Origin of the sequence: Gracilibacillus sp. D59, from assembly GCF_052246695.1 — a bacterium.
Lineage (GTDB): Bacteria > Bacillota > Bacilli > Bacillales > Amphibacillaceae > Gracilibacillus.
Genome location: NZ_JBQQCK010000006.1, coordinates 134,911 through 158,682 on the forward strand (window position 1 = coordinate 134,911; position 23,772 = coordinate 158,682).

Sequence of the window (23,772 nt, forward strand, 5' to 3'; positions counted from 1 at the left end):
ATGATCAGGGTGTTAGCGTCCGTTATCTCCCGCTTAGCTTGATGTGGGGGTTTAAGCTTCGTGATATATAGAAAAGCCCGTTTCAACTAGTTTGTTGAAACGGGCTTTTCATTAGTTGTTATGAACCTACGCGACGTACGTGTCCTGAGAATTTTGATTTCCAGTAACCACCGCTCATGTCAGCGATTGCTACACCTGTTGAGCTTTGAGAACCAATAAATTTGTTATTGCCTATGTAGATACCAACATGGCCGTTAGTTTTGTACGTATTAAAGAATACAAGGTCCCCTGGTTGCATATTGCTAGGTGATACTTTAGTTCCTACTGAATCTAACAGTGAGGTACTTGCAGGTAAGTTAATTCCAGCCTGTCTGAATGCCCAACTTACAAAACCTGAACAATCAAAACGTCCTGTAGCAATATCATATGCTGTTCTACCACCACCAAAAACATAAACAGAGTTGCCAATATACTTTCTACCAACCGTGGTTACTATGTCTACTGTACTACCACTTATTGGAGCAGCATTGGAAGAATTGCTAGAATACTGTTCAATAGCATTATCACTTGAACCATTTGAATTACTATTTGATGATGATCCATTAGCACGTTGTTGCGCTTCTGCTTCTTTAATTGCTTGTTCTTTATTTGCTAAAATTTCATCTTCGATTTTTAAATCATCCAAAATATCACTATTTTTTTCTTCTTTTTCTTTTAATTCCTCTTTTAACTCTTCATTTTGCTCTTTTTGTGCAATAATTTGTTTTTGCATTTCTTCATATTCTGCTTTCATATCTTCTAATTCTTTTAACTTTTTGTCTAACTTTACTTTATTCTTTTCCACTTGTAACTTATCTTTTTCTTGAGACTCTAGTAAATTTTTGTCAGCTTGTGTAATCTTATGTACTAATGCCACTCTATCAACAAAATCTACGAAATTAGTAGCACCAAATAATACTTCTAGATAACTAGATGAACCACCATTTTCCTGTAATGAAGAAATTCTTTCCTTAAGAATTTCATTTCTTCGATCAATTTTTTGTTGGATTTCTTCGATTTTCGCTTCCAGATCACTTACTTCTGTTTCAACACTCGTTATTTCACTTTCCGTTTCCTTTATCTTTTGCTCGTTATCTTCGATTGCTTCATCGAACCTTAAAATTTGTTCATTTAATCCTATTAATTCTTCTTTAATTTCCTGGATTTCTTGTTCTTTTTCGTCAATATTAGATTGTACTTCGGATCGTTGTGCTTGAATTTCTTCTTTTGTTTCAGCGTTAACGGTCTGAACAAAAAACAAACTTGACATGATCGTTAATACGACAGCAGATTCCTTCACTATTCCTCTTATTTCTCGCACTCGATTCCCCTACTTTCCAACAAAATTTATTTATATATTCTCTCTATGTAGGCCCCTTTAAACGAAAGGGTTTTCATGTAGTCTTTTCATCCTATCTTTCGAACCAAAGCCATTGTAACATAGTAAGATTTCACCAATGTTATGTGAATGTTACAAATATATTTCAAAACTATCAGAACTTATGTCACCTTATGTCGAACAACATTTAATAACTTAACATAAAAAAGAGCCCTTGCCAAGAGCTCTTGTTATTCTTCCATTAATTTCTGTTTGTTAAGATATGCTTTCTTTTCTTGTATTTTTGAGAAAGCTTTATGTGCGGGCATCGTTACTGCGATAGCAATTAAACTCATGCTAAAGAACAAAGCCAATCCTTGGAAATACCATAGCCCATATGTAATACCAAACATGCTCAATACCATAATTAGTGTCGGTAACGGATTTAATATCATAATAAAAAAAGCACTTTTAATTACTTGCAATACTTTCATATCATAGTGAACATAAACAGGGAATAGATAAAAAGAAGTTAATATGAAAAGTATCGAAATAAATAAAAATGGAATAGTAAGCAACATCACATAATCACTTTCAACTACTGTGATAAATAGGAAATCTAAGTATAATATATAGCCTACCGCGCCTGTTATATACCCAAGAATATTCGATTGTACTATTGATTCACGGAAGGCTTTCCAAAAAGTTTTAAACAGAGGAATATCAGTATTTCCTGAAACCCATTTTTTTACGATTGTAAAGGTTGCAGCAGTCGATGGAAATAAACCTACTAAAATGAGTCCACCTAACGTAAACCCAATCCATAAAAGGTTCAAATATGCTACTTTCGTTATCCATTCAAATGCTTTATTTAATGCGTTCATACTAACATCCCCCTTAAACTTAGTAGAGATAATTGTAAATTATTCTCCAACTATAACCTCTGTTTATTAACCTTTCAAACCACTAGTACTAATTCCTTCTACAACATAACGTTGGAAAATGAAGAAGATAATAAATACTGGAATTAAGGATACAACTGACATCGCGAACATAGCACCCCAATTAGATACTGTTTCATTACTTAAGAACATATTCAATGCCATTGAAACAGTATATTTAGAAGGACTATTCAAATATAATACTGGGCCAAGTAAGTTATCCCATGTCCAGTAGAATGTAAATATTGCTGTTGTCGCAAGTGCCGGAACGATTAAAGGTAAAATAATTCGGGAATAAACACCAAACGTATTACAGCCATCAATAATCGCTGCCTCATCCAACTCCCTTGGTATTGTTCTAATGAATTGAACAAGTAAAAAGATAAAGAACGGATGACCAAAATATGCTGGTACCACTAATGGTTTTAGAGAGTTTAACCAGTCTAATTGTGCGAAAATGATATATTGAGGAATCATTACTACTTCGTAAGGAAGCATTAATGTCATAATCATAATCGCAAACCAAAAGTTTCTTCCTTTAAATTTAAGTCTTGCAAATCCAAACGCAATTAAAGAACAGGAAATTAAATGGCCGATTAAAACCAGGACAACAAATATAGCTGTATTGGTAATAAACGTACCAAAACCATAGTCACCGAATCCTTGCCACCCTTGGGCATAGTTAGAAAATACAAATGGATCTGGTATGAGTTGATCAGCTGTGATAAATATTTTTTCACTTAATTTAAAGGAACTCATTGTTAACCAAAATACTGGATACAATAGTAAAACAGCGAAGCCACCGACAATTACATGATAAATTAACTTTTTAATATGCTTAGGTTTCATCGGTTATCTGCCTCCTTCTGATTCATAGTGGACCCAATATTTGGATGATAGAAAAATTAAGGATGTTAAAATCGCAATAATAATTAACATAACCCAAGCCATTGCGGATGCATATCCCATATGGAAGAATTCAAAACCTTGCATGAACAAGTATAAAGAATAAAGCAATGTACCATCTAAAGGTCCACCCGTACCTTTTGAAATAATAAATGCAGGTACGAAAGTCATAAATGCTGCGATCGTTTGCATTATTGCATTAAATAATATGACGGGACTTAACATCGGAATTGTAATCGTAAAGAATTTCTGAAAAAAACTGGCACCATCAACACTTGCTGCTTCATAGTAGCTCTGAGGTATCGATTTTAAACCAGCTAAGAAAATTAACATCGATGAACCAAACTGCCAGACTGAAAGGAAGATAAGCATCCATAGTGCTGCTGTCGGGTTTCCAAACCATCTGACCGGATCAATACCTATAGTCATTAGAGCAATGTTCACAATACCATCATCACCAAAAATGTTTCTCCACATTATCGCTACTGCAACACTACCTCCAATTAAAGATGGTAAGTAATATAATGTACGGTATAATCCAACCGCCCTGGATGCAGTGTTTAAGAGCATCGCTACAACTAATGCGAATCCAAGTCGTAAAGGTACTCCTACAAATACATATATAAAGGTAATTTTCAAGGAGTGCAGATACCTTGGATCAGATGTAAACATTTTTTTGAAATTGTCTAAACCAACCCACTTTGGAGAATTAAATAAATCGTAAGTTGTGAATGAAAAATAAAAGGAAGCAATTATAGGAATTATTGTAAAGGCTAAAAAGCCAATAATAAAAGGTCCGATAAAGAGGTATCCCCATAGGTTTTGCTTCATATGTGTTTGCATTTGATTAAGCTCCCTTCTCATTATAGGTTGTTGAAAAATGATAGCTGATCACAAAGCGATCAGCTATCAGCAAGTTTAATGTTCATTAATTTCCAAGAATACCTTCTGCTTGACTTCTGAAGTGTGCTGCTGCATCCTCTGCTGAAATTTCACCGTATGATAATTGTTCTGCAAGACTGTCTAATGCTGAAATAATTTCACCAGCACCAGCAGGGTCTGGAGCTCCCATTTCCGTACTATTTTCCTCTACCCAAGAAATGTACTCAAATACTTCTGCTTGAGAAGCGGAAACTTCACCTTTTAATTCTTCTTTGACTACCGTAGATACTGGTACACCACGGTCACCTAAGATTAATTTATTTGCTTCTACATCATTTACAAAGAAACTGATAAATTCAGCTGCTGCTTCTTTTGCTTCAGAGTTTTCTGAAACGGAGAAGAACATACTAGGCTTTAAGAATAAACCGTCTGACACATTTGGGCCGGGCATTGGAGCAATATCAAATTCATGCTCTGACATATCCTCTAAACCTACAAATTGGTTTGACCATTGGAAAATACCAATACCTTCCCCTTTTACTGTAGGGTCGTCCTCAGGACCCGCTAATTGAGCCATAAAATCTGGAGTTGGTGCTGCTTTCTTTTCCACTTGCTCTTGTACCATTGAGAAGAAATCGACAAACAATTGATCATCCTCATAACCTAAACCGCTTCCATCTTCAGCATACAAGCGTTGACCATGTTGACGTAAGTAGTAATTAAAGAATACGTCAGCTTGGAAACCTGTATCAAAGTATATTCCTGCATCTGCAGCTTTTTGTGAAATTTCCTTATAATCATCCCACGTCCAATTCTCAGGAATTTCGTCAACCCCTACTTCTGCTAGTAATTCTGGATTATAGTGGAAACCAACTGCATTTACGCCAAGGTTAAAACCATAGATACCATCACCAACAGTACCACCATTTACAATATCTTCTGAAATATTTGTAACATCAATTTGATTTCCAATATAAGGTGTTAGATCAGCTAATTGATTATTTTCCGCATATTGTGATAAATAAGATAAGTCCATTGCAATAATATCTGGTAATTCATTTGCAGCTGCTTGTGGCGCTAACTTTTGCCAGTAGTCATCCCAGCTAGCATATTCAGGTTCAATTGTTACACCAGGATTTTGTTCTTCGTACATTTCAATAACTTCTAATGTGTAATCATGACGTGGTTGAGAACCCCACCATGCTATTCTTAATGTTATATCATCTCCACTTGCTTCTGAATCATCAGAACCAGTGTCTTCTGTTGTTTCTTCTGTTGAATCACTGCCTGATTCTTCAGAGCTATCCTCGCCTCCACATGCTGCTAACCAAAGGATCATCATTATTCCTAACAGTACCAACAAAGATTTTTTCATTTCTTTCCCTCCCCTTTCTATTCGCTGTAAGCGATTACAGTTATATAATAGCAGATATCGACATGTAAGTATGATAGAAAAATCAGTGGTAAATGTTTAAAAAGAAGAGGTATTTGTAAAGAAAGACTATGATCAGTGGGGGGGTTTGCCCCCCCACTGATCATTAGCAAAACTTATCAGGGTGATAGCGTCTGTTTTCCCTAACTTATCCTTGTGTTACTTGAAGCTTTAAGTAGGGGGCTTACGACCGTTAGCACCGTGATAAACGTTATCTTCACCCTTCATTTGACTTAATTATTTCAGATGGCGTAAAACCTTTCATTCTTTTAAAAATTTGGCTGAAATATTGTGGGTTATTACCAAACCCTAATCTCTCTGCTAACTCAAATACTTTAATATCCTGTTCAGCTTCTATAATTTCCACTGCTTTATTAATTCGTGCATTTGTTACATAAGATGAAAAACGTTGGCCAATTTCTTTTTTGAAGGTTTTTCCTAAATAATCAGCATTCATATAAAGACAATTATTGGCTAGCCATTGAAGTGATAATTCAGGATTCTCAATCTCTTCTTCAATGCACGTTAACATTTGTCGTACCACTTTTGAATATTTTTGTGGTGTTTCATCTTGCATAATCATTCTTTCGAACAGATTCTCGAAAAAAGTAACAAAATCAGTGATATGCTGGTAATCCTCCATTCGACCGATTACTTGAACCCGATCTTCTGTCGAATGATGTGACATCTTACTCATTAATAATAAATAAATTTGAATAAAATATCCTCTTGTAATCTTTGGGGCAACTTTATCTTCTTTCAATTTTTCCATAAAACCTAACACATAGGCAAGAGCTTTCTGCTTCTGACGTTGTTTGACATAATACAAAATAGTATCAAGATCAATTTCAATATCTGACTTTAACTTTTCATTAAAGTGAAACCAATCTTGATATGTAATGAGACTATATCTTGGTTGATAAAATACTTGCTGCACCATTTCTTCCAATGTGGGGATTTTTTCTATTTGTTCTTTCGCAAAACTTTTGGATAATACGGAAGTCGTAATAAATGTAGTTTGAGTTTGTTCCATTTCTGTTTGCATAAAATGATAAATTTTTTCTTGATTTGCCATAGAATAGCGCATCATCACGATTACTTTATTTTCTATTAAAGTGGTGATAACTTGTTCATTTAGCAATGTTTGATTGATCGTTTCTAACAGACCGTTGATTTGATCGTATGCTATTTTTCCTTCCATGAAAAGCATCCAAAAAAAGAATGGTTCTGAAGAATAGATTTCTTCCACCATATTTTTCATTTTAGATCGACTATTTTCAGTTATTTGATCGTAAATAAAAAACTGCTTTAAAACTTCTTCATTATCATGAACCGTATTTTTTGATACTTCTTCTTCCATTGCCTTCATATATTCTAAAGCTTCTTCTTCTTCTCGCTTTTCTTTGACAACATCAAGTAATGCCTCTGAAATTTTGCCTTCATTACATGGTTTTAACAAGTAATGCTTTACTCCATACCGCATTGCTTGTCTCGCATATTCAAATTCGTTAAAACCGGAGAGAAAAATCCATTTTATAAATGGATAATCTTCTTTCGCCTTTTTCACTAGTTCAATACCATCTAAACCCGGCATCGTTATATCCGTAATAACGATGTCAGGTTGCTGTTTCGATATAAAATCATACGCTTCCAGGCCATTCATTGCTTTCCCTATTAACTCTGTATCATGTTGATTCCAATCAACAATGACCGAAATACCATCTAGGATCATACGCTCATCATCTACTAATAACACTTTGTACATAAGATTCATTATCCCCCTTCGGCAAAATGATGGAAACCTTCGTACCACTTCCAATTTCGCTGTCAACTATAAGTCCAAATTCCTCTCCGAAAAGTATTTTGATACGTTCACTAATATTTCGTAGTCCTATCCCCGTACCCTTTGGCTGGTAGTCGCCTGATTCAATTTGATCTAGGTAAGACTTTTGGATGCCCGGTCCATTATCCTCTACGAAAATAAACAACCCATCTTCGTTTTCTTGAATGGAAAGATGAATTTTACATACACCTATCATTTCCTGAAGACCGTAGCGAATTGCGTTTTCTACTAATGGTTGAATAATAAATTTGGGCACCGGAACTTGTAAGTATTGCTTCGGTATATCTTTGGTAAACTGTAGCCTTTCATCAAAACGGTAACTTTGAATCGTAATATAGTGATCTACTATCGTAAGTTCTTCTTCGAGTGGAATCAACGCATCTTTCATATTAATGGATGCTCGTAAAACATAACCGAGCGACTCAGCCATTTGCGAAATTTTCTTTTCTCCAATTATTTTGGCAGACCAATTGATTGATTCAAGTGTATTGTAAAGAAAATGTGGATTTACTTGTGCCTGCAATGTTTTAAATTCTGATTCTTTAATTAATAGTTGTTTTTTATAATTTTCTCCAATTAAATAATTAATTTGATTCATCATTTTCTTGAAATTCTCATGCATTTGCCCTGCTTCATCTTTGGTTAGCTCTGTTTCCATTCCGACATCATAATAATCAAGGTCACCTGTCTGAACTTTTTTCATTTTTTTATTCAAACTTTCAATCGGATTAACAATCGTACCGGTAAACTTAGTTCCTAAGAAAATCATTAGTAAAAACAATGCAAAATATGTTAAAAAAACAGCCGTACGCGCTTTCGTAATCACGGTGAACAAATTACTATAGGGTGTTAAGATCATATAAGTCCAATCTAAGTGATTCGCTTCTGAATAAGTTAAGAAATACCTTTCTCCTTTATGTTTTATAATTTGATAGCCTTTGTGGTTGTCCATAAAATCAGATGGCTTAATCTCATCCAACTCATTTTCATCGGCGAATACTTGCTGTTCATTTTGATCAAAAATGAGAAAGTTTGTCTCTTGTTCTTCAAGATTACTTGTCAGTTCTTCCATAATTTCATTAATATCCACTCTTATTCCTACAGTTCCTAATCTTTCAAAAGAAAAATCCAAATATTCACGAATATCTCGAACTGCCATAACTGTTTCATCATTTTCAGATGGGGATACCCAGTTAACACCACCTTCTTCTTCGCGTGCAGCATCCTTTACCGTACTTAACCTCTCTTCTGATAAATTCATCATAAAATTACCACTAGCGTATTCTTTGTCATTTGTGTCATACACTTGAATAGATTGAACATACTTATTTAATGCCCCGATATGTAATAATCTTTTTCGAAGTTCGTTTCCTATCATAAATTGATCGTAGCTTGATTCAGTATTTTTCAATTCTAATAAATAGGATTGGACATATGTATCGGTGGTTATTTGATAGGAAAGGCGTTCCATTTTTTTTAATTCTGCCTCTACCGAATTAGTTGAAACTTGTAAAGCTTGAGCAGATTGTCGATAAATTTCTTTATTATATATGTTGAACGCGTATTGTAAGATCGACAAACCACCAATACTAAAAGCAAGAAGCACTAAAGATGTGAGAAAAACCATTTTATACTTAAGGCGTAAATTCAAATATTTTAACCGTATCTTTTTTAATACCATAACACCCACCCTTCCTGCTAACGCTTACAAGTATTATAATTTGGTTGTTAGTATTACGTCAATTCGGCTACCTTTTAGCTGAAATATAAAGTGTTTATTTTCGTCTATTTTATATAACATACTATTAGGTTGGAATTCTTCAGAGACAAATAGGGAGCTATATAACTAATGAAAAAATTAAGTTTATTATTGATAATTTGTTTACTCTCGTTCTTATGCAGTTGCAGTAACAAACCAATAAAAGAACACGCTTATTCCAGTCATAACCTGACACCTTTATCAACCATTGAATCCAATAGCAGGTTAATTACTAAATTATATCAGATCGCTAAAGCAGGAAAAGTATCAAGTGAGAAATGGAGAAGTGGTAAAGATACTATAATGGCTGTGGAGAAAGACTGGGGTTTGCCAGATAAAAAGTCAGAAGCTAGTTCTGGCACTTATTCGACATACGACAAACAACATACCGTATTTGGATTTAATGAAAAAGGACAAATTTTCGACTTAAGATCTTATTCTAATACATTACAATACATTACTCAAAATGAGACTGAACAAGTATTAGGTAAACCTGATGAAATAAGACACTTTCAGGATCAGAATATATATGTCTATCAAGTAAACCAAGCATATCAATTAAAATTAATATTTCCTCCAGAAGCTAATGACTCTGATAGAAATTTGAGCCACATTTCGGTTGTCTATTTGCCATGGGATCCTTCTGTAAAAGAAACAGTACCTTCTTATTCTATAGATTCCATGACCATAACCGAAAAAATTGGTCAATTAATGATGATCGGTCTGGACAGTACAACCATTGATCAACAAGTGACTCAATATATAAAGGAAAAAAAGGTCGGAGGATTTATCTTATTACAGCATAATATCGAAAATACCCAACAAACAGTTGATTTAATGAATGATTTAAAAAAGGCTAATGACAATCAAATCCCTTTATTTTTAGGAGTTGACGAAGAAGGCGGACGAATAACAAGGTTTCCTGAAGAAATCGTAGCTAGTCCATCAAGTCAAGCAATTGGAAAAAAGAATGACAGTGAATGGTCTTATCAGATCGGAAAATTGCTAGCCAAAAAAGTGAAAGCATTTGGTTTTAATATCAATTTTGCTCCTGTCCTCGACATCAACAGTAATCCAGATAACCCTGTAATTGGAGACCGTTCTTTTGGGACCAAATCTGATATAGTGAGTAAGATGGCAATCGCACAAATGAAAGCCATGGCAGATGAAAATGTCATTTCAGTTGGTAAACATTTTCCTGGTCACGGGGATACAAGTGTTGATTCACATATCGATCTTCCTCGTCTTGATCATTCAATTGATAGATTGCATCAAGTAGAACTCGTACCTTTTCAACAAGCGATTGATCATGGAGCTGAAGCAATGATGATCGGTCATTTATTGGTACCATCGATTGATCCAGACAACCCGGCTACTTTATCAAAAGAAATAATTCAAGGGTTGCTCAGACAGCAATTAGGTTTTGATGGACTTGTGATAAGCGATGATTTAACAATGGGCGCAATTTTAGAAAATTATGCAATTGGTGAAGCAGCTGTCAAAGCAATTCAGTCAGGGACAGATTTATTACTGGTTTGTCATGGATATGACAAAATCGACAAAGTGTTTACAGCAATTGAAAAAGCTGTGAACAATGGAGAAATTTCGATGGAAAATTTGAATGACAGTGTAAATCGTGTATTAAGACTGAAAGAGAAATATGGTATAACAGATAGAAAAATCAAGTCTATAGACGTCGATAAATTAAATCAAGAGTTAAAAGAATTATTATCTTCAACCTAAGATAAAGAATGATGACGGACGTACTCAGTAAATGATCGTCCGTCTTTGAATTTAATCCAACTTTATCACGGTGCTAACCGTCTGATAGGCCTCCACTGATCATATTCCCACTTTATAAGAATAAGAACTACTGATCCTCCGAGAAATCTTTGAATAAGCTACTGCCCTTTTCTCTTTTACTCTCCACATTTATTTCAGATCAACAAGTATATATTTTTTTATGAATCCATAGTTAAATAATACTAATCGGGATAATCTAAAACAGTATAGTGGTACGTGGAAATTATCAGAAGAAATAACAAAGGAGAATATCATGGATTTTACAGAAATTACGATTAGAATTGTATCTTCATTTTTTGTTCTTTTACTACTCACTAGAATAATGGGCAGAAAAGAGCTGAGACAGTTAACATTTTTTAATTTTGTCTCTGGAATTGCAGTTGGTTCAATTGCAGCTTCTCTTGTTGTGAATCAATACTTAGACATCTGGGCTGGGATATATGCTTTATGTGGATGGGCTATTCTCACCATCATTATGGGAGTAATTGATATTAAATCAAAGAAAGCTCGAGAAGTTATCCAGGGACAGCCGATGATTCTTATTAAACAAGGGAAAATTATGGAAGATGAAATGCGAAAGGCCAGATTAGATATCAATGCTTTAAACGCTATGTTGAGAAAGAAAAATGTATTTTCTGTTGCTGATGTTGATTATGCCATTTTCGAAAGTGACGGGACACTCTCTGTAATGAAAAAAGATAATAAACAGACAATAACAAAAAGTGATATGAATATTCAAATGGTTAAAACAGAACCATTTCCCATATCTACCGAAGTTATTTCTGATGGAAAGATCAACAAGAAAAACTTATCTAAATTAAACCTTAATGAAAATTGGCTTGATACACAATTGAAACAGGCTGAAATTAACTCCATCTCCGATATCTTTTTCGCTGAGATACAAAAAGATGGAACATTATATATAGACACAAGGGATGATCATATTTCTAAGCAATAGTTATCTGAGAAATTGTACGCAAATGAATGTTTCTACAAAATGCAGGGAAAATTAATGATGATTGAAAAGGTGGTGATAGACATGGCTAAAAAGGGAATTCAAAATTCAAGCATCGAGCAACTTAAGAAAGACCATGAATCCGAAACTGCATTTAACACAGACAATCCAATAAAACAAAAAAAGAAAAAAGACAGATAAGAAAATGCAAGAAGGAGCCAATTGGTTCCTTCTTTTTGATTGGACCACGTCAATGACGCTCTGTCTTGCCTCATTTAAAACGCAGAGCGCCCGTTTAGAAACCGTAGCGACTCTAGAGCCAACTGAGATAAAGTGAGACTTCCATCAGTGTGGGTATTGCCCCCACTGATGATTAGCAGGGTTAGCGTCTGTTATCCCCCACTTAACTTCTTTGATTTACTCGAACCTTGAAGTCGGGGTTTTCCGGACGATTAGCACCGTGATAAATTGACTAACTGGGCTAAATTTAAAAGGAGTCAAGCCTTTTACCAACCCTATATACCTTGTATACAAAGGCTCTCATTCCTGTATAAAAGGAGTATAACGAAAAAAAACAAGGGCAGATTAGATGTTAACTTGTAGTCTGTTGTTAAAAGCAACCATTATGTTAACAACATAGAAATGGGGAGTAAAAAAGTTGGAGCTTTCACCTATTTTATATCATCGATTAATTCGACCTAAGTGGATTAATCAAATTTATATACATAACAGAATTGAAAAACACATCAGTCTAAATAATAAGAAGGTACTTGATTTCGGAGCAGGTACTGGAGTAAATTGTACTCTTTGCAAGCCTGAAAAATATGTTGGAATTGATCCGGATGAAAGAAGAATAAGGTATGCGAAAAGGCTTTATCCAGATTATGATTTTGATGTATTTCATAACGACCAATTAACAACTCAAAACCACTCCATTGATGTGATTTTAATTATTGCAGTGTTGCATCATATCCCACCTGAAAAAGTAAAGAATTATGTAAAGCAATTTCGAAAAATATTAAAGCCTGGAGGAATGATTGTAGCAATCGAACCTTGTTTCTTTGAAAAGAATAATATTTGTAATTGGTATATGAAAAAAGCCGATAACGGTTCGTATATTCAAAATGAGCAAAGTTATTATGACTATTTTGAAACGGAGGGTTTTAACTGCAAAACCATCCAGCGATTCAAAAAATGTTTTTTGTATAACGAACTTTTCTTTATATCATATTAATACTGTCATTTATTTCTAGGCAAGCAATATAATACGATAAATTTTATTCTATCCCCATCAATAGGAAGTAAATAAACCCCTAGGATGGGATTTTTTACACCCACTTATATGACTAGTATTTTTAAATTCTTGAAACATTTGGAATAAATAGGAATTCATAACCGATGATAATAAGTGTAAAATATCTTTGAAAAAAATAAAAAAGGGGTCATAATATGACAGTTATAAATGATGTAAAAACAACTTTAGCGAATTTAAAAAGTGCACAAGCTAGTTTTGAAACCTTTGCACTCGGAACAGAGAATCAGCAAGCTAAACAACTTTATCAACAGTCTGCAAAAGACACACAAACTATTATTGATAATTTAGAACCTCGTGTCACTGAAATCGAACAGGAAGAACCGCAATATAAACAACAATAAGGATGAATGGAAGAGGTTAGCTGATAATAGCTAGCTTTTTCCTACATTTTCCTAACAAAAACCGAAAAATTTGGTGTGATGAAATTAACGAAAGAAATTGATCGGATTATTAAACTTTCTAAAGAAAAAACATAAAAGTAGGTGTTTTCATGTCCGATAACCAGAAAAAGAAACTTTCCCCTGTTCAACAAGAATATCAACAACTTCAAAGTGAACGGGAAGTAAAAAGACCAATTCTTGCAAATTGTATAAAGGCTTTTTTTATCGGAGGATTCATTTGTTTGATTGGTCAGTGCATCCAAACGTTTTTCATCTATAATTTCAATTTTACTGAACAAACCGCTGGAAACCCTACCGTAGCAGTTATGATCTTTATAACAATGCTTTTAACAGGATTTGGCGTCTACGATAGAATTGCTCAATTTGCAGGTGCTGGATCTGCCGTTCCCGTAACAGGTTTTGGGAATGCAGTCATATCGGCAGCTATTGAACACCGCACCGAAGGATTTATCCTCGGAGTTGGTGGTAATATGTTTAAACTGGCCGGCTCAGTCATTATGTCCGGTGTATTTGCCGCTTTTGTGGTCGCCTTAATTAAAACTATTTTGATTCAGTGGGGTGGGCTATAATGCGTACATGGATTTTTGATAACTCCCCAGTCATCATCTCAACTGGTACAGTTGGAGGTCCATTTGAGGCTAAAGGGAAGATTGCCGAAGATTTTGATTTATTACATGAAGATCTTTGGCTAAAGGAAGATTCGTACGAGAAGGCACACAAAGTAATGCTAGAGGAAGCTGCCTTAAGAGCAACAGAAAAGGCTCGTATTACTAAAGAACATGTTCAGTTTTTCCTTGGTGGTGATTTAATCAACCAGATGACACCAACTAATTTTGCAGCAAAAACAATTGATACTGCTTACTTAGGTTTATTTGGTGCTTGTTCCACATCAATGGAAGGACTAGCATTAGCAGCTTTTCTTATCAATCATGGTGGAGCTGACTGTGTATTGACCGGCTCCTCTAGCCATAATGCAGCAGTAGAAAAGCAATTTCGTTATCCAACAGAATATGGTTCCCAAAAACCACCGACCTCACAATGGACGGTAACAGGCGCAGGAGTAGCGCTGCTCAAGAATGAAGGCGAAGGTCCCATTGTTACATCAGCGACGATTGGAAAAGTTATCGACATGGGATTAACGGATCCATTTAACATGGGTGGTGCTATGGCACCTGCAGCTGTCGATACAATCGAAACACATTTGAAGGAACGGAATATTGATCCAACTTATTATGACTTAATAGTAACGGGGGACCTTGGCCATATTGGTAGAGAATGTGCTCTAGATTTATTTAAAAAACATAATACCCAGGTGACAGAAAAACAGTTTCAAGATTGCGGATTAATGATTTATCGTGAAGGTCAACCTGTGTTAGCTGGAGCTAGTGGCTCAGGATGTTCGGCTATCGTTGTTTATGGTCATTTATTGAATCGTATGAAAAAAGGAGAAATTAAACGAATGCTTATAGTCGCCACTGGCGCCTTACTATCTCCCTTAACAACTCAACAAAAAGAAACAATACCATGTATTGCACATGCAGTCTCCATTGAATATCGAGGTGGAAAAGAATGATATTTTTCTGGGCCTTTGTCATTGGTGGGATTATTTGTATCATTGGACAGATTATGTTTGATGTTTTTAAACTTACTCCCGCTCACACGTTAAGTACTTTTGTTGTAGCAGGAGCTATATTAGATGGTTTTGGATTATATGATCCACTCATTGATTTTGCAGGAGCAGGTGCAACGATACCCATCACAAATTTTGGGAATTCTTTAGTGCACGGTGCTATGGAAGAAGCTGAAAAGCACGGTATAGTAGGTGTCATAACAGGAATGTTTGAAGTAACCAGTGCGGGAATATCCGCAGCGATCGTATTTGGCACAATAGCAGCCATCATCTTTAAACCAAAGGGATAAGGGGTAATAATCATGACAGTAAGTTCTAATGTAAAACAATGTTTTGCCACCATAAAAACCATAGAAGCAGGACTTTCAACACTCGCAATTAACTCAAGTGATGAAAAGGTTCAGCGCCTCTTTCATGAACAAATGCTTGTAATGGAAGAAATTAAACAAGACATTATGAAACGTATTGGTGAATTGGAACGGGAAGAAGAACAATATAAAGGTTTTTGAAATCAAGGAGGGATTCAGGTGCCAGATTGGTTAGATGTAACCGTCAGAGTAGTACTCTTTTTAATCGCTTTATTTCTTTTGACAAAACTTTTAGGAAAGAGACAATTATCAGAACTTTCCTTTTTTGAATATGTTTCTGGAATTACTATTGGTAGCATTGCAGCAGAAGTTATCATTAATACTGATAATAAAATTTGGCACGGCATTGTTGGAATATGCGTATTCTCTTTATTTATATATCTTATCGAAATCTGTTCCCTACATATCAAAGGTTTTCGTGACTTCGTGGAAGGATCCGGAACCGTGATTATAAAAGATGGTAAAGTACTGGAGGACAACTTAAAAAAAGAAAAATATACAACAGACGAGTTATTAGAATTATTACGCGGGAAAGATATATTTGATCTTTCAGAAGTGGAGTATGCAGTTCTTGAGGCAAAAGGTTCGATTAGCGTTCTACCTAAAAAGGATTTTCGTCCAGTCACTCGTAAGGACCTTGGCTTAGACAGTGTTAATGAAAAAGAGCCTAAAATTGTCATAATGGACGGAGAAATATTAGATGAACCACTAACATCCATAGGGAAAAATCGCAGTTGGTTACAAACCGAATTAGATAAAAAGAATATTACAATTGAAAATGTATTCCTTGGTCAAATCGATTCCTATGGCGCACTTACTGTCGATTTGTTTGATGATAAGATCCAAGTTCCTGAACCTCAAGAAAGACCGCTGTTGCTTGCCCATTTAAAGAAATCTCAAGCTGATCTTGAGCTATTTGCCTTAGCAACAGAATCTGAAACAGCTAAGAGTCTTTATGCCAAGAACGCAAAAAAGCTAGAAGATTCGATACAAAAGTTAACACCTTATCTTAAAGATTAATTCTTTTATTGCAATCCTCACGAAGTTGTACGATGATCTTATTTCGTGGTAAAGCGCATAAACTTTATATAAAATAATAAAAGACAACCCTTAAATGAAACTTTAGTAATTGAAGAGATACAGTTATCCTTGTTGTCTTATTTTTAGATGCTATGCGCTTATTATTTTTATAAAGAAATGAAACCCATTATTTCCTGTTTTTGACTATGTTACTATAAATAAACTAATAAAAAATAGATCTCCTTTCAGACTCGTTAAGAAGGGTTATATATTATGGTTCATCATAGCAATCCTTTCTGAGAGTGATTGCTTATAATCTATAGAAAGGAGTATTAGGTATTTGAAAGTAGATGAATCTGCATATCTAGCAGGAATTATAGATGGTGAAGGCACAATTACACTTACTAGAATGCATGAAAAAGAACATAGACGTCCGTGTATTTCTATAGCTTCTACAGATTTAGAACTTCTTGAATACATCCAGAAAATTGCTGGTGGTAATATATTAAATAAAAAAAATTACAAACCTGATAAGTTTAAAGACTCTTTTATATTAAGTATCAAAAAGAAAAAAGAAGTACTCTATATTCTGAAGGAGATCTTTCCATATCTTAGAATAACTAAAAAGAGAAAACGTGCTGAATGGATTTTAAAACATTACGACGCAGTTACTATAAGAAATGGTAAATATACTAAAGAAAAACTACTAAAGAAAATTGAATTTGAAGAGAGATTTTTTAAATTGTAAAAAAGATATAATTACACATATTATTTTTGAATGGCCACCTAATACATGTAATGCAATATCAAAATAGAGATTATTACAATGTGTAAATGCCGTTGCAACTTGTATACATAAAGTGAAAATGATACCTGATTATTTAGACAACCCTTATTACAGCTGGCTTATTGACTAAATAACCTTTTTATAGAGGTTCCGTGTCAAGTTGCAACATTCTCGATTTGCCATTTCAATATTCTAAGAATTCGCTTTGTAAAAATACACCTAAGAAGGTTTTTTGCAATAAAAAACCACCAATTATGTATTGGTGGAGACGGTGGGACGTGCTCTTCCATGCTTTCGTCATGGCACTGACTATATCTTGAACCTGTATAATCTAACACAGGATCCTCGGCGTATTATGCAAAATTTAGATTTCACTTTCTTATGATAAAGAAAGCAGTATTTTGCATCCTAGTACTACCTCTTAATAAAAAGGTAGTCTATAAGTCGATACACGGCTGTTGAATTACTTCACATACCGCTCGGTGTTGCCTTATTACCGTAATGGCAACGTAGGTTTCACCGATAAAGCCGAATTTTCACTTATGTGTTACCACATAAGGCGACTATTTTCTAATCGAACCCACGTCCAAGGATATCGTCACTCAGGCGTCTACACGCATAGTTGGTATATTACGAATTCGCTAGCTCATCTGCCTACCAACAGGCGTCCGAGTAGCTAGTCTGATTAGTCTCTTCTACCGATCCACAGACGGAGGATGGTAGCGTAGCCCACTAATGAGTGTGACCCTTCAATCTACCACATGGGCGATGGTAGGAAGGATCCTTTAACAGTGCTTACGCAGCTGCTAAAGAGTAATTGTTTTCTTTGCCAGTTATTATTGGCGTTAACGTTTTACGAGACGTAACCTCGACGCGCAACCTGAGCTCGATCTACCCCTGTCGAATCCGTAACGTCCCCATATAAAATATATAAGGGCACACGGACAAGAGCAATCATGCTCTTATTAACTTTTAGATGTCCTGCCGATATTCTTATTATAACATAAAACATATGGAATTCAAGATAACTTACTTGGTAAAATTTAGTTCAATCTATCTTTAATCGCTCGGTCCATATCTCGTTTTGCCTGTTTCTGTTTCAAGTCTTCCCGTTTATCATATTTCTTTTTCCCTTTACCTAAGCCAATTAATACTTTGGCAAAACCATTTTTAATATACACCTTTAAAGGTATAATCGAATAACCTGACCGCTGACTTTCTCCGATTAATTTATCGATTTGATTACGATGTAATAATAATTTACGGGCACGTGTAGGCTCATGATTATAACGATTACCTTGCTCATAAGTTGAAATGTGCATATTGTTAATATATGCTTCCCCTTGCTTAATCGTTGCAAAGCTGTCTTTTAGGTTGACCCGACCTGCCCTAATTGACTTAATCTCCGTTCCTTGAAGAACCAGTCCAGCCTCATAGGTTTCTTCTATAAAGTAATCATGATTTGCTTTTTTATTTTGCGCGATAACTCTTCCATTATTTTTTCCCATATTCCGTTCCTCCTATTGCTACGTAAAGCTTATTTTAACAAAAAATCGAGAAACGTGCGAATAGTTAGTTAGAATTTTATGAATGGGATGAAAATAAAGTCGATTATTCTATACCGTGAAACACACCCAGCAGCTGGATTGCCAAGACACTTACAACAACAGTTATCGTCTAAAATCCACGACAAGCGTGGATTGAACCATTGCAAGAGGCAAGCATAACATACCTTATCGTTAATTATTTCTTCTTTTTACGGCCTTTTTTCTTTTTCTTGCCATTTTCAGCAGATTTTTGCGATTTTTTGGCTGTCTTTTTCAAATCTCCATTACCACGCTTGGCATTAATTACTTTTCCTTCTTTTGACGGTTTATTCTTTCTCGGTAACATCCCAACTATTTCAAAGTCTACTGCTCGCTCATCTAAATTGACCTGAGCGACTTTTATCGTGATTGCGTCACCGACTTGAAATACATTTCCTGTTCTTTCACCGATCATCGCATAAGCCCGCTCGTCAAAATGATAATAATCATCTGTTAAATAACTTACATGAACAAGACCTTCCACTGTGTTAGGCAGTTCAACAAACAGACCAAAATTCGTAACGGAGCTGATTACACCCTCATACTCTTCCCCGATTTTATCTTGCATGTATTCTGCCTTTTTCAAGTCATCTACTTCGCGTTCAGCGTCTACTGCTGCTCTTTCTTTTAATGAAGCTTGTTTGGCAATAACAGGCATCTTATCTTTCCAATGCTGTCTTGTCTTTTCATCTAATTTATTTTCAATCAGATAGGTACGGATTAGACGGTGAACGATTAAGTCTGGATATCTTCGGATCGGTGATGTGAAATGGGTATAAAACTCGGTTGCTAAACCGAAATGTCCAATACCATTTGGATCATATTTCGCTTGTTTCATTGAGCGTAACATCAGTTTGGAAATAATCATATCTTCATCTGTTCCCGCTACTTCATCTAAAACATTTTGTAAAGCTTGCGGATGAATTTCATTCGATGTTCCTTTTACGACATAACCAAATCTTGCAATGAACTCAAAGAATGTTTGCAGTTTAGCAGGGTCAGGATCTTCGTGGATACGATGAATAAAAGGTACATCCATCCAGTGAAAATGTTCAGCTATTGTTTCATTAGCACATAACATGAACTCTTCAATTAATCGTTCCCCTACTGATCGTTCTCGAATCACAACATCCTCTGCTTTTCCTTCATCATTCACTAATACTTGTGCTTCTTTAAAGTCAAAGTCAATTGCACCGCGTCCAAATCGTTTCCCACGTAAAATCTCCGCTAAATCTTCCATGTCCTTAAACATAGGTACTAACGATTCATAACGATCTATTGTTTCCTGATCATTATCCACCAATATTTGGTTCACCGCTTTATAGGTCATTCGCTCTGTAGTTTTTATGACTGCCTGAAATATTTCGTGATTTACTACTTCACCTTTTGCATTAATTTCCATATCACAGCCTAATACAAGACGATCTACCTGTGGATTTAATGAACAAATACCATTGGATAAACGGTGCGGAATCATCGGAATAACTCGGTCAACTAAATATGCACTCGTTCCTCGTTCAAAAGCTTCCTTATCAATTGGTGAATCTTCTTTTACATAATGGGTAACATCGGCAATATAAACCCCTAATTTATAATTACCATTGTCCAATTTATTTACGGTTACCGCATCATCTAAATCCTTGGCATCTGCACCGTCAATCGTAACAATCGTTTCATCCCGTAGATCACGGCGCCCTTGGATTTCTTCCTCTCTTATTTCCTCGGAAATACTTTCAGCTTGTTCTAGAACTTCTGGTGGAAAATCAATGGCAATCCCATTTTTATAAATAATTGATAAAATATCCATACCTGGGTCATTTTTATGACCTAGAATTTCAATAACGCTTCCTTCTGCACTTTTTCTGCCTTCAGGATATTTAGTGATTTCAACGATAACTTTATGACCATCTACTGCGCCTTTTGCTTCTCCTTTTGGTACAAATATATCATTTGGTATTCGTTTGTCATCAGCGATAACAAAACCAAAAGCCCCGTTATCTTCATACGTACCGATAATTTCTTTTGAATAACGTTCAATAATCCTTACGACGACGCCTTCTGCTCTTTTTCCGTCATCATCACGACGGTCGACACGGACAAAAACTTTGTCTCCATTCATTGCGGAAGCTAAGTCTGCATGATTAATATAAACATCTGACATTGCTTCGTCATCCGGGATTAAGAATGCGAACCCTTTCGCGTGCATCTGAATCGTTCCACGGATTAAATTCATTTTTTCCGGTAATCCGTAACGGTTTTTGCGAGTACGAATTAATTCTCCTGAATCTTCCAAAGCATTTAAAGCTTTCATCAATTCCGTAAATTGATCTGCATCTTCCAGTTCTAAAACCTCTTCTATTTCCAGTACAGATAAAGGCTTTGTAGCATTTTCATTAAAAAAGTCTAGTATTTGTTGTTGTAGTGATTCCATGCCGTCACCTCATTCGTATTTTTAATTTAATGTAAGTATATACAGAGATGTCTATGCTCCAAGTGCCCCGAAACAAGTGAGTTTTTTAACGGGTATTTTTGAGCTTTTCTTGTTTAGTATGGCTTTTCCCAGTCTAGTGATTCTAAAAATGCTGCAATATCTTCATGTAATTGATCTTTATCCTTACTGAATGTAATCGCATGTCCAGCATTTTCATACCATTTTATTTGTTTATTATCAGATTCTACATTTTCATAAATATAATTCGCGCTCTCTGGATTAATCATTTCATCATTTGTTGCTTGTGCTACAAATGTTGGCGTGTAAATCATATCCACATTTTCTTTGACACGAGTAATCGATGTCTCAATTTCTCGAAATAGTTCTTTCGAATCTTTTAATAATCTTTCCACTTCTTCTTCGATTTTATCGCCATCTTTTCCTTCTAATTGTTTATATTCTTTGGCAAATTTACGAAAGCCGATCGTAAGTTGCTCCTCATTGTCAAAGAACATCGGTGAACACATCGTGACCACAGCTTGTAATGGCGTATTTCCAGCAAGTCGTAGTGCTAATACTCCTCCTAGCGAAAGACCTACCACGGCAATTTTTTGATAGCCATTATCTTTTAAATGCTGATATGCTGCTTGGACATCTTCCCACCACTCATCAGCAGTAACTCCGACTAATTCTTCCGGTGACTTACCATGCCCACGGTAGATCGGCGCGTAACAGGTATATCCTTCACTGTTTAAATATCTGCCAAGCATCCTCACATCAGCAGAATGCCCTGTAAACCCATGTAATAATAATACCGCACGATCGTCACCTTCAAACATGAAAGGCTCCGGCTGCTTCATCTTCATCTCTATGTATACCCCTTTCGCAACTGTGGGACAAACGTAATGTACCCATATCCTTTAACTATTAAATATACTTCCCTTTAAATCTTTTCACATTCTTTTTCAATTTAAACAAAAACACCCTCTGCTTTTGCAAAGGATGTTATATTGATGCTATATTATTTTGTCCTATTTTTGGATTATAATATATACGCAATAGCAAAAGTAAGAACAAATAGTAATACACCAGTTATAACTGTCCCACGGTGCAATACAGCATCGATACCTCTTGCTTTTTGCTTTCCGAATAATTGCTCTGCTCCACCTGAAATCGCTCCAGATAGTCCTGCACTCTTACCGGATTGTAATAATACAAATACGATTAATACGATGGCATCAATAATTAATAAAGTCATTGCAACGGTTAACATGTTGCAAACCCCCCTTAGACGTACAAATACATATTTACAATGTAGCAAAAAGTATATCAAATAGCAAGAAGTTTTTACTAATTATATACTACACTCATGGTAACATAGACAAAAGAAGGGGAGTGAAAAAGATGCATGAAGAATCTTTTTGGTTTCGTACAGATGATGATCATGAGCTTTTCGTAAAATGTTGGCAGAACAATTCTTCACCAAAAGCGATTATTCAAATTGCTCATGGTATGGTAGAACATATTGAACGTTACCGAGAATTCGCTACATACCTGACAGAACATGGCTTCACAGTATATGGTCATGATCATCGTGGACATGGTAAAACAGGTGATAATGCAAACTCGTTAGGTTATTTAGCAGACGAAAATGGATTTGATCGTGTTGTGCATGACTGTATTGAATTAACAGAGATGATTAAGGAAAAATATCCGCAAACACCTATTTTTCTCATTGGTCATAGCATGGGATCGTTTATCAGCAGGAGATACATGATGATAGCACCTCACCACTTAACAGGAGTGATACTGATTGGCACAGGTTTCCAACCAAACGGATTACTAAAAATTGCTAAACAACTAGCCAAAACAGTTGGTTACTTCAATGGCCAAAATGCAGAAGCAAAATTAATGAATAAACTTACCTTTTTCGGCTATAACAAGCATACAGATAATAAAACGGCTTTTGATTGGATATGTTCAGATCAGCAAGAAGTAGAAAAATATACAAAAGATAAATGGTGTGGTTTTACACCTACCAACCAATTTTTTTATGACCTTTACACTGGTTTACAATTGATTCAATCCAAGGATAAAGCTAGCATCATTCCTAAAGACCTCCCATTATTTTTCGTGAGTGGAAAAGAAGATCCTGTTGGACAATATGGAGAAGGTATTCAAAAAGCCGTTGCATTTTATCGTTCCATAGGTATGGAGAACGTTCACTTTCAATTATATGAAAATGGAAGGCACGAAATCTTGAATGAAGCTAACAAAACAGAAGTTTTTCACGAAATTGTCACATGGATTCAAAAGCAAATGGCTTGTCACAACTTTACACTATCTTTATAATTAT

The 23,772-nt window shown here is 35.3% G+C and carries 23 protein-coding genes and 1 other RNA gene; 12 read left to right on the plus strand and 12 right to left on the minus strand.

Annotated features, from left to right (window positions below; all coding sequences use genetic code 11):
* Positions 1-118: 118 nt before the first annotated feature.
* The 7 genes from ACTWP4_RS12185 to ACTWP4_RS12215 form a co-directional block, all read right to left on the minus strand.
* Positions 119-1,360: a C40 family peptidase gene (locus tag ACTWP4_RS12185; protein ID WP_443129044.1), complete on the minus strand. Its 1,242-nt coding sequence runs from the start codon at positions 1,358-1,360 to the stop codon at positions 119-121.
* A gap of 248 nt (positions 1,361-1,608) precedes the next feature.
* Positions 1,609-2,241 carry a YesL family protein gene (locus ACTWP4_RS12190; protein ID WP_443129045.1) on the minus strand — a complete coding sequence of 211 codons (633 nt, stop codon included), beginning with the start codon at positions 2,239-2,241 and terminating at the stop codon, positions 1,609-1,611.
* A gap of 66 nt (positions 2,242-2,307) precedes the next feature.
* Complete coding sequence (locus ACTWP4_RS12195) at positions 2,308-3,147, minus strand: carbohydrate ABC transporter permease (RefSeq protein WP_443129046.1); 840 nt, start codon at positions 3,145-3,147, stop codon at positions 2,308-2,310.
* 3 nt (positions 3,148-3,150) lie between these two features.
* Positions 3,151-4,047, minus strand: coding sequence for a carbohydrate ABC transporter permease (locus ACTWP4_RS12200; protein ID WP_443129047.1), 897 nt, complete (start codon positions 4,045-4,047; stop codon positions 3,151-3,153).
* A gap of 85 nt (positions 4,048-4,132) precedes the next feature.
* Positions 4,133-5,461, minus strand: coding sequence for an ABC transporter substrate-binding protein (locus tag ACTWP4_RS12205; protein ID WP_443129048.1), 1,329 nt, complete (start codon positions 5,459-5,461; stop codon positions 4,133-4,135).
* A 274-nt stretch (positions 5,462-5,735) separates the two neighbouring features.
* Entirely contained in the window at positions 5,736-7,283 is a 1,548-nt protein-coding gene (locus ACTWP4_RS12210; RefSeq protein WP_443129049.1) for a response regulator transcription factor, read from the minus strand.
* Complete coding sequence (locus ACTWP4_RS12215) at positions 7,258-9,042, minus strand: cache domain-containing sensor histidine kinase (RefSeq protein ID WP_443129050.1); 1,785 nt, start codon at positions 9,040-9,042, stop codon at positions 7,258-7,260. The genes ACTWP4_RS12210 and ACTWP4_RS12215 overlap by 26 nt, the downstream gene beginning before the upstream one ends.
* A 168-nt stretch (positions 9,043-9,210) precedes the next feature.
* Between ACTWP4_RS12215 and nagZ the strand changes: the two genes are divergently transcribed.
* The 11 genes from nagZ to ACTWP4_RS12270 all read left to right on the plus strand — a co-directional run bounded on the left by nagZ (position 9,211) and on the right by ACTWP4_RS12270 (position 17,360).
* Positions 9,211-10,863, plus strand: coding sequence for a beta-N-acetylhexosaminidase (nagZ, locus tag ACTWP4_RS12220; RefSeq protein ID WP_443129051.1), 1,653 nt, complete (start codon positions 9,211-9,213; stop codon positions 10,861-10,863).
* Between the two features lie 313 nt (positions 10,864-11,176).
* Positions 11,177-11,881, plus strand: a complete 705-nt coding sequence (locus ACTWP4_RS12225; RefSeq protein ID WP_443129052.1) for a YetF domain-containing protein — start codon at positions 11,177-11,179, stop codon at positions 11,879-11,881.
* A gap of 81 nt (positions 11,882-11,962) precedes the next feature.
* Complete coding sequence (locus ACTWP4_RS12230; protein WP_443129053.1) at positions 11,963-12,079, plus strand: biofilm-forming protein; 117 nt, start codon at positions 11,963-11,965, stop codon at positions 12,077-12,079.
* Between the two features lie 457 nt (positions 12,080-12,536).
* Positions 12,537-13,112, plus strand: coding sequence for a class I SAM-dependent methyltransferase (locus ACTWP4_RS12235; RefSeq protein WP_443129054.1), 576 nt, complete (start codon positions 12,537-12,539; stop codon positions 13,110-13,112).
* Between the two features lie 215 nt (positions 13,113-13,327).
* The gene (locus ACTWP4_RS12240; RefSeq protein ID WP_443129055.1) at positions 13,328-13,534 is read left to right on the plus strand and encodes a DUF1657 domain-containing protein; all 207 of its coding nucleotides are present in this window, start codon (positions 13,328-13,330) and stop codon (positions 13,532-13,534) included.
* A 149-nt stretch (positions 13,535-13,683) separates the two neighbouring features.
* Complete coding sequence (gene spoVAC, locus ACTWP4_RS12245) at positions 13,684-14,163, plus strand: stage V sporulation protein AC (RefSeq protein WP_443129056.1); 480 nt, start codon at positions 13,684-13,686, stop codon at positions 14,161-14,163.
* On the plus strand, positions 14,163-15,167 hold the full coding sequence (gene spoVAD / locus ACTWP4_RS12250) for a stage V sporulation protein AD (protein ID WP_443129057.1): 1,005 nt from the start codon (positions 14,163-14,165) through the stop codon (positions 15,165-15,167). Before spoVAC ends, spoVAD begins: the two co-directional genes overlap by 1 nt.
* Positions 15,164-15,514, plus strand: coding sequence for a stage V sporulation protein AE (gene spoVAE, locus ACTWP4_RS12255; RefSeq protein WP_443129058.1), 351 nt, complete (start codon positions 15,164-15,166; stop codon positions 15,512-15,514). Before spoVAD ends, spoVAE begins: the two co-directional genes overlap by 4 nt.
* A gap of 12 nt (positions 15,515-15,526) precedes the next feature.
* Positions 15,527-15,733 carry a DUF1657 domain-containing protein gene (locus ACTWP4_RS12260; RefSeq protein WP_443129059.1) on the plus strand — a complete coding sequence of 69 codons (207 nt, stop codon included), beginning with the start codon at positions 15,527-15,529 and terminating at the stop codon, positions 15,731-15,733.
* A gap of 18 nt (positions 15,734-15,751) precedes the next feature.
* Positions 15,752-16,612, plus strand: coding sequence for a DUF421 domain-containing protein (locus ACTWP4_RS12265; protein WP_443129060.1), 861 nt, complete (start codon positions 15,752-15,754; stop codon positions 16,610-16,612).
* 340 nt (positions 16,613-16,952) lie between these two features.
* Positions 16,953-17,360, plus strand: a complete 408-nt coding sequence (locus tag ACTWP4_RS12270; RefSeq protein ID WP_443129061.1) for an LAGLIDADG family homing endonuclease — start codon at positions 16,953-16,955, stop codon at positions 17,358-17,360.
* A 610-nt stretch (positions 17,361-17,970) separates the two neighbouring features.
* Here the strand turns inward: ACTWP4_RS12270 and ssrA are convergent.
* The 5 genes from ssrA to secG all read right to left on the minus strand — a co-directional run bounded on the left by ssrA (position 17,971) and on the right by secG (position 22,689).
* Positions 17,971-18,310: a transfer-messenger RNA gene (gene ssrA / locus ACTWP4_RS12275) on the minus strand.
* Positions 18,311-18,442: 132 nt separating this feature from the next.
* Complete coding sequence (smpB, locus tag ACTWP4_RS12280; RefSeq protein WP_443129062.1) at positions 18,443-18,907, minus strand: SsrA-binding protein SmpB; 465 nt, start codon at positions 18,905-18,907, stop codon at positions 18,443-18,445.
* A 235-nt stretch (positions 18,908-19,142) separates the two neighbouring features.
* The gene (gene rnr / locus ACTWP4_RS12285) at positions 19,143-21,416 is read right to left on the minus strand and encodes a ribonuclease R (RefSeq protein ID WP_443129063.1); all 2,274 of its coding nucleotides are present in this window, start codon (positions 21,414-21,416) and stop codon (positions 19,143-19,145) included.
* A gap of 113 nt (positions 21,417-21,529) precedes the next feature.
* Positions 21,530-22,282 (minus strand): alpha/beta hydrolase, encoded by a 753-nt coding sequence (locus ACTWP4_RS12290; protein WP_443129064.1) that lies wholly within the window; start codon positions 22,280-22,282, stop codon positions 21,530-21,532.
* Positions 22,283-22,458: 176 nt separating this feature from the next.
* Entirely contained in the window at positions 22,459-22,689 is a 231-nt protein-coding gene (gene secG, locus ACTWP4_RS12295; protein ID WP_443129065.1) for a preprotein translocase subunit SecG, read from the minus strand.
* A 131-nt stretch (positions 22,690-22,820) separates the two neighbouring features.
* Between secG and ACTWP4_RS12300 the strand changes: the two genes are divergently transcribed.
* Complete coding sequence (locus ACTWP4_RS12300; RefSeq protein WP_443129066.1) at positions 22,821-23,768, plus strand: lysophospholipase; 948 nt, start codon at positions 22,821-22,823, stop codon at positions 23,766-23,768.
* Positions 23,769-23,772 lie beyond the last annotated feature (4 nt).

Excerpts from the sequence above, each read along its gene's own strand:
- ACTWP4_RS12190 (WP_443129045.1), bottom strand. The coding sequence starts at position 2,241 with ATGAACGCATTAAATAAAGCATTTGAATGGATAACGAAAGTAGCATAT.
- ACTWP4_RS12195 (WP_443129046.1), bottom strand. The coding sequence starts at position 3,147 with ATGAAACCTAAGCATATTAAAAAGTTAATTTATCATGTAATTGTCGGT.
- ACTWP4_RS12200 (WP_443129047.1), bottom strand. The coding sequence starts at position 4,047 with ATGCAAACACATATGAAGCAAAACCTATGGGGATACCTCTTTATCGGA.
- ACTWP4_RS12205 (WP_443129048.1), bottom strand. The coding sequence starts at position 5,461 with ATGAAAAAATCTTTGTTGGTACTGTTAGGAATAATGATGATCCTTTGG.
- ACTWP4_RS12210 (WP_443129049.1), bottom strand. The coding sequence starts at position 7,283 with ATGTACAAAGTGTTATTAGTAGATGATGAGCGTATGATCCTAGATGGT.
- ACTWP4_RS12215 (WP_443129050.1), bottom strand. The coding sequence starts at position 9,042 with ATGGTATTAAAAAAGATACGGTTAAAATATTTGAATTTACGCCTTAAG.
- nagZ (WP_443129051.1), top strand. The coding sequence starts at position 9,211 with ATGAAAAAATTAAGTTTATTATTGATAATTTGTTTACTCTCGTTCTTA.
- ACTWP4_RS12225 (WP_443129052.1), top strand. The coding sequence starts at position 11,177 with ATGGATTTTACAGAAATTACGATTAGAATTGTATCTTCATTTTTTGTT.
- ACTWP4_RS12230 (WP_443129053.1), top strand. The coding sequence starts at position 11,963 with ATGGCTAAAAAGGGAATTCAAAATTCAAGCATCGAGCAACTTAAGAAA.
- ACTWP4_RS12240 (WP_443129055.1), top strand. The coding sequence starts at position 13,328 with ATGACAGTTATAAATGATGTAAAAACAACTTTAGCGAATTTAAAAAGT.
- spoVAC (WP_443129056.1), top strand. The coding sequence starts at position 13,684 with ATGTCCGATAACCAGAAAAAGAAACTTTCCCCTGTTCAACAAGAATAT.
- spoVAD (WP_443129057.1), top strand. The coding sequence starts at position 14,163 with ATGCGTACATGGATTTTTGATAACTCCCCAGTCATCATCTCAACTGGT.
- spoVAE (WP_443129058.1), top strand. The coding sequence starts at position 15,164 with ATGATATTTTTCTGGGCCTTTGTCATTGGTGGGATTATTTGTATCATT.
- ACTWP4_RS12260 (WP_443129059.1), top strand. The coding sequence starts at position 15,527 with ATGACAGTAAGTTCTAATGTAAAACAATGTTTTGCCACCATAAAAACC.
- smpB (WP_443129062.1), bottom strand. The coding sequence starts at position 18,907 with ATGGGAAAAAATAATGGAAGAGTTATCGCGCAAAATAAAAAAGCAAAT.
- rnr (WP_443129063.1), bottom strand. The coding sequence starts at position 21,416 with ATGGAATCACTACAACAACAAATACTAGACTTTTTTAATGAAAATGCT.
- ACTWP4_RS12290 (WP_443129064.1), bottom strand. The coding sequence starts at position 22,282 with ATGAAGATGAAGCAGCCGGAGCCTTTCATGTTTGAAGGTGACGATCGT.
- secG (WP_443129065.1), bottom strand. The coding sequence starts at position 22,689 with ATGTTAACCGTTGCAATGACTTTATTAATTATTGATGCCATCGTATTA.
- ACTWP4_RS12300 (WP_443129066.1), top strand. The coding sequence starts at position 22,821 with ATGCATGAAGAATCTTTTTGGTTTCGTACAGATGATGATCATGAGCTT.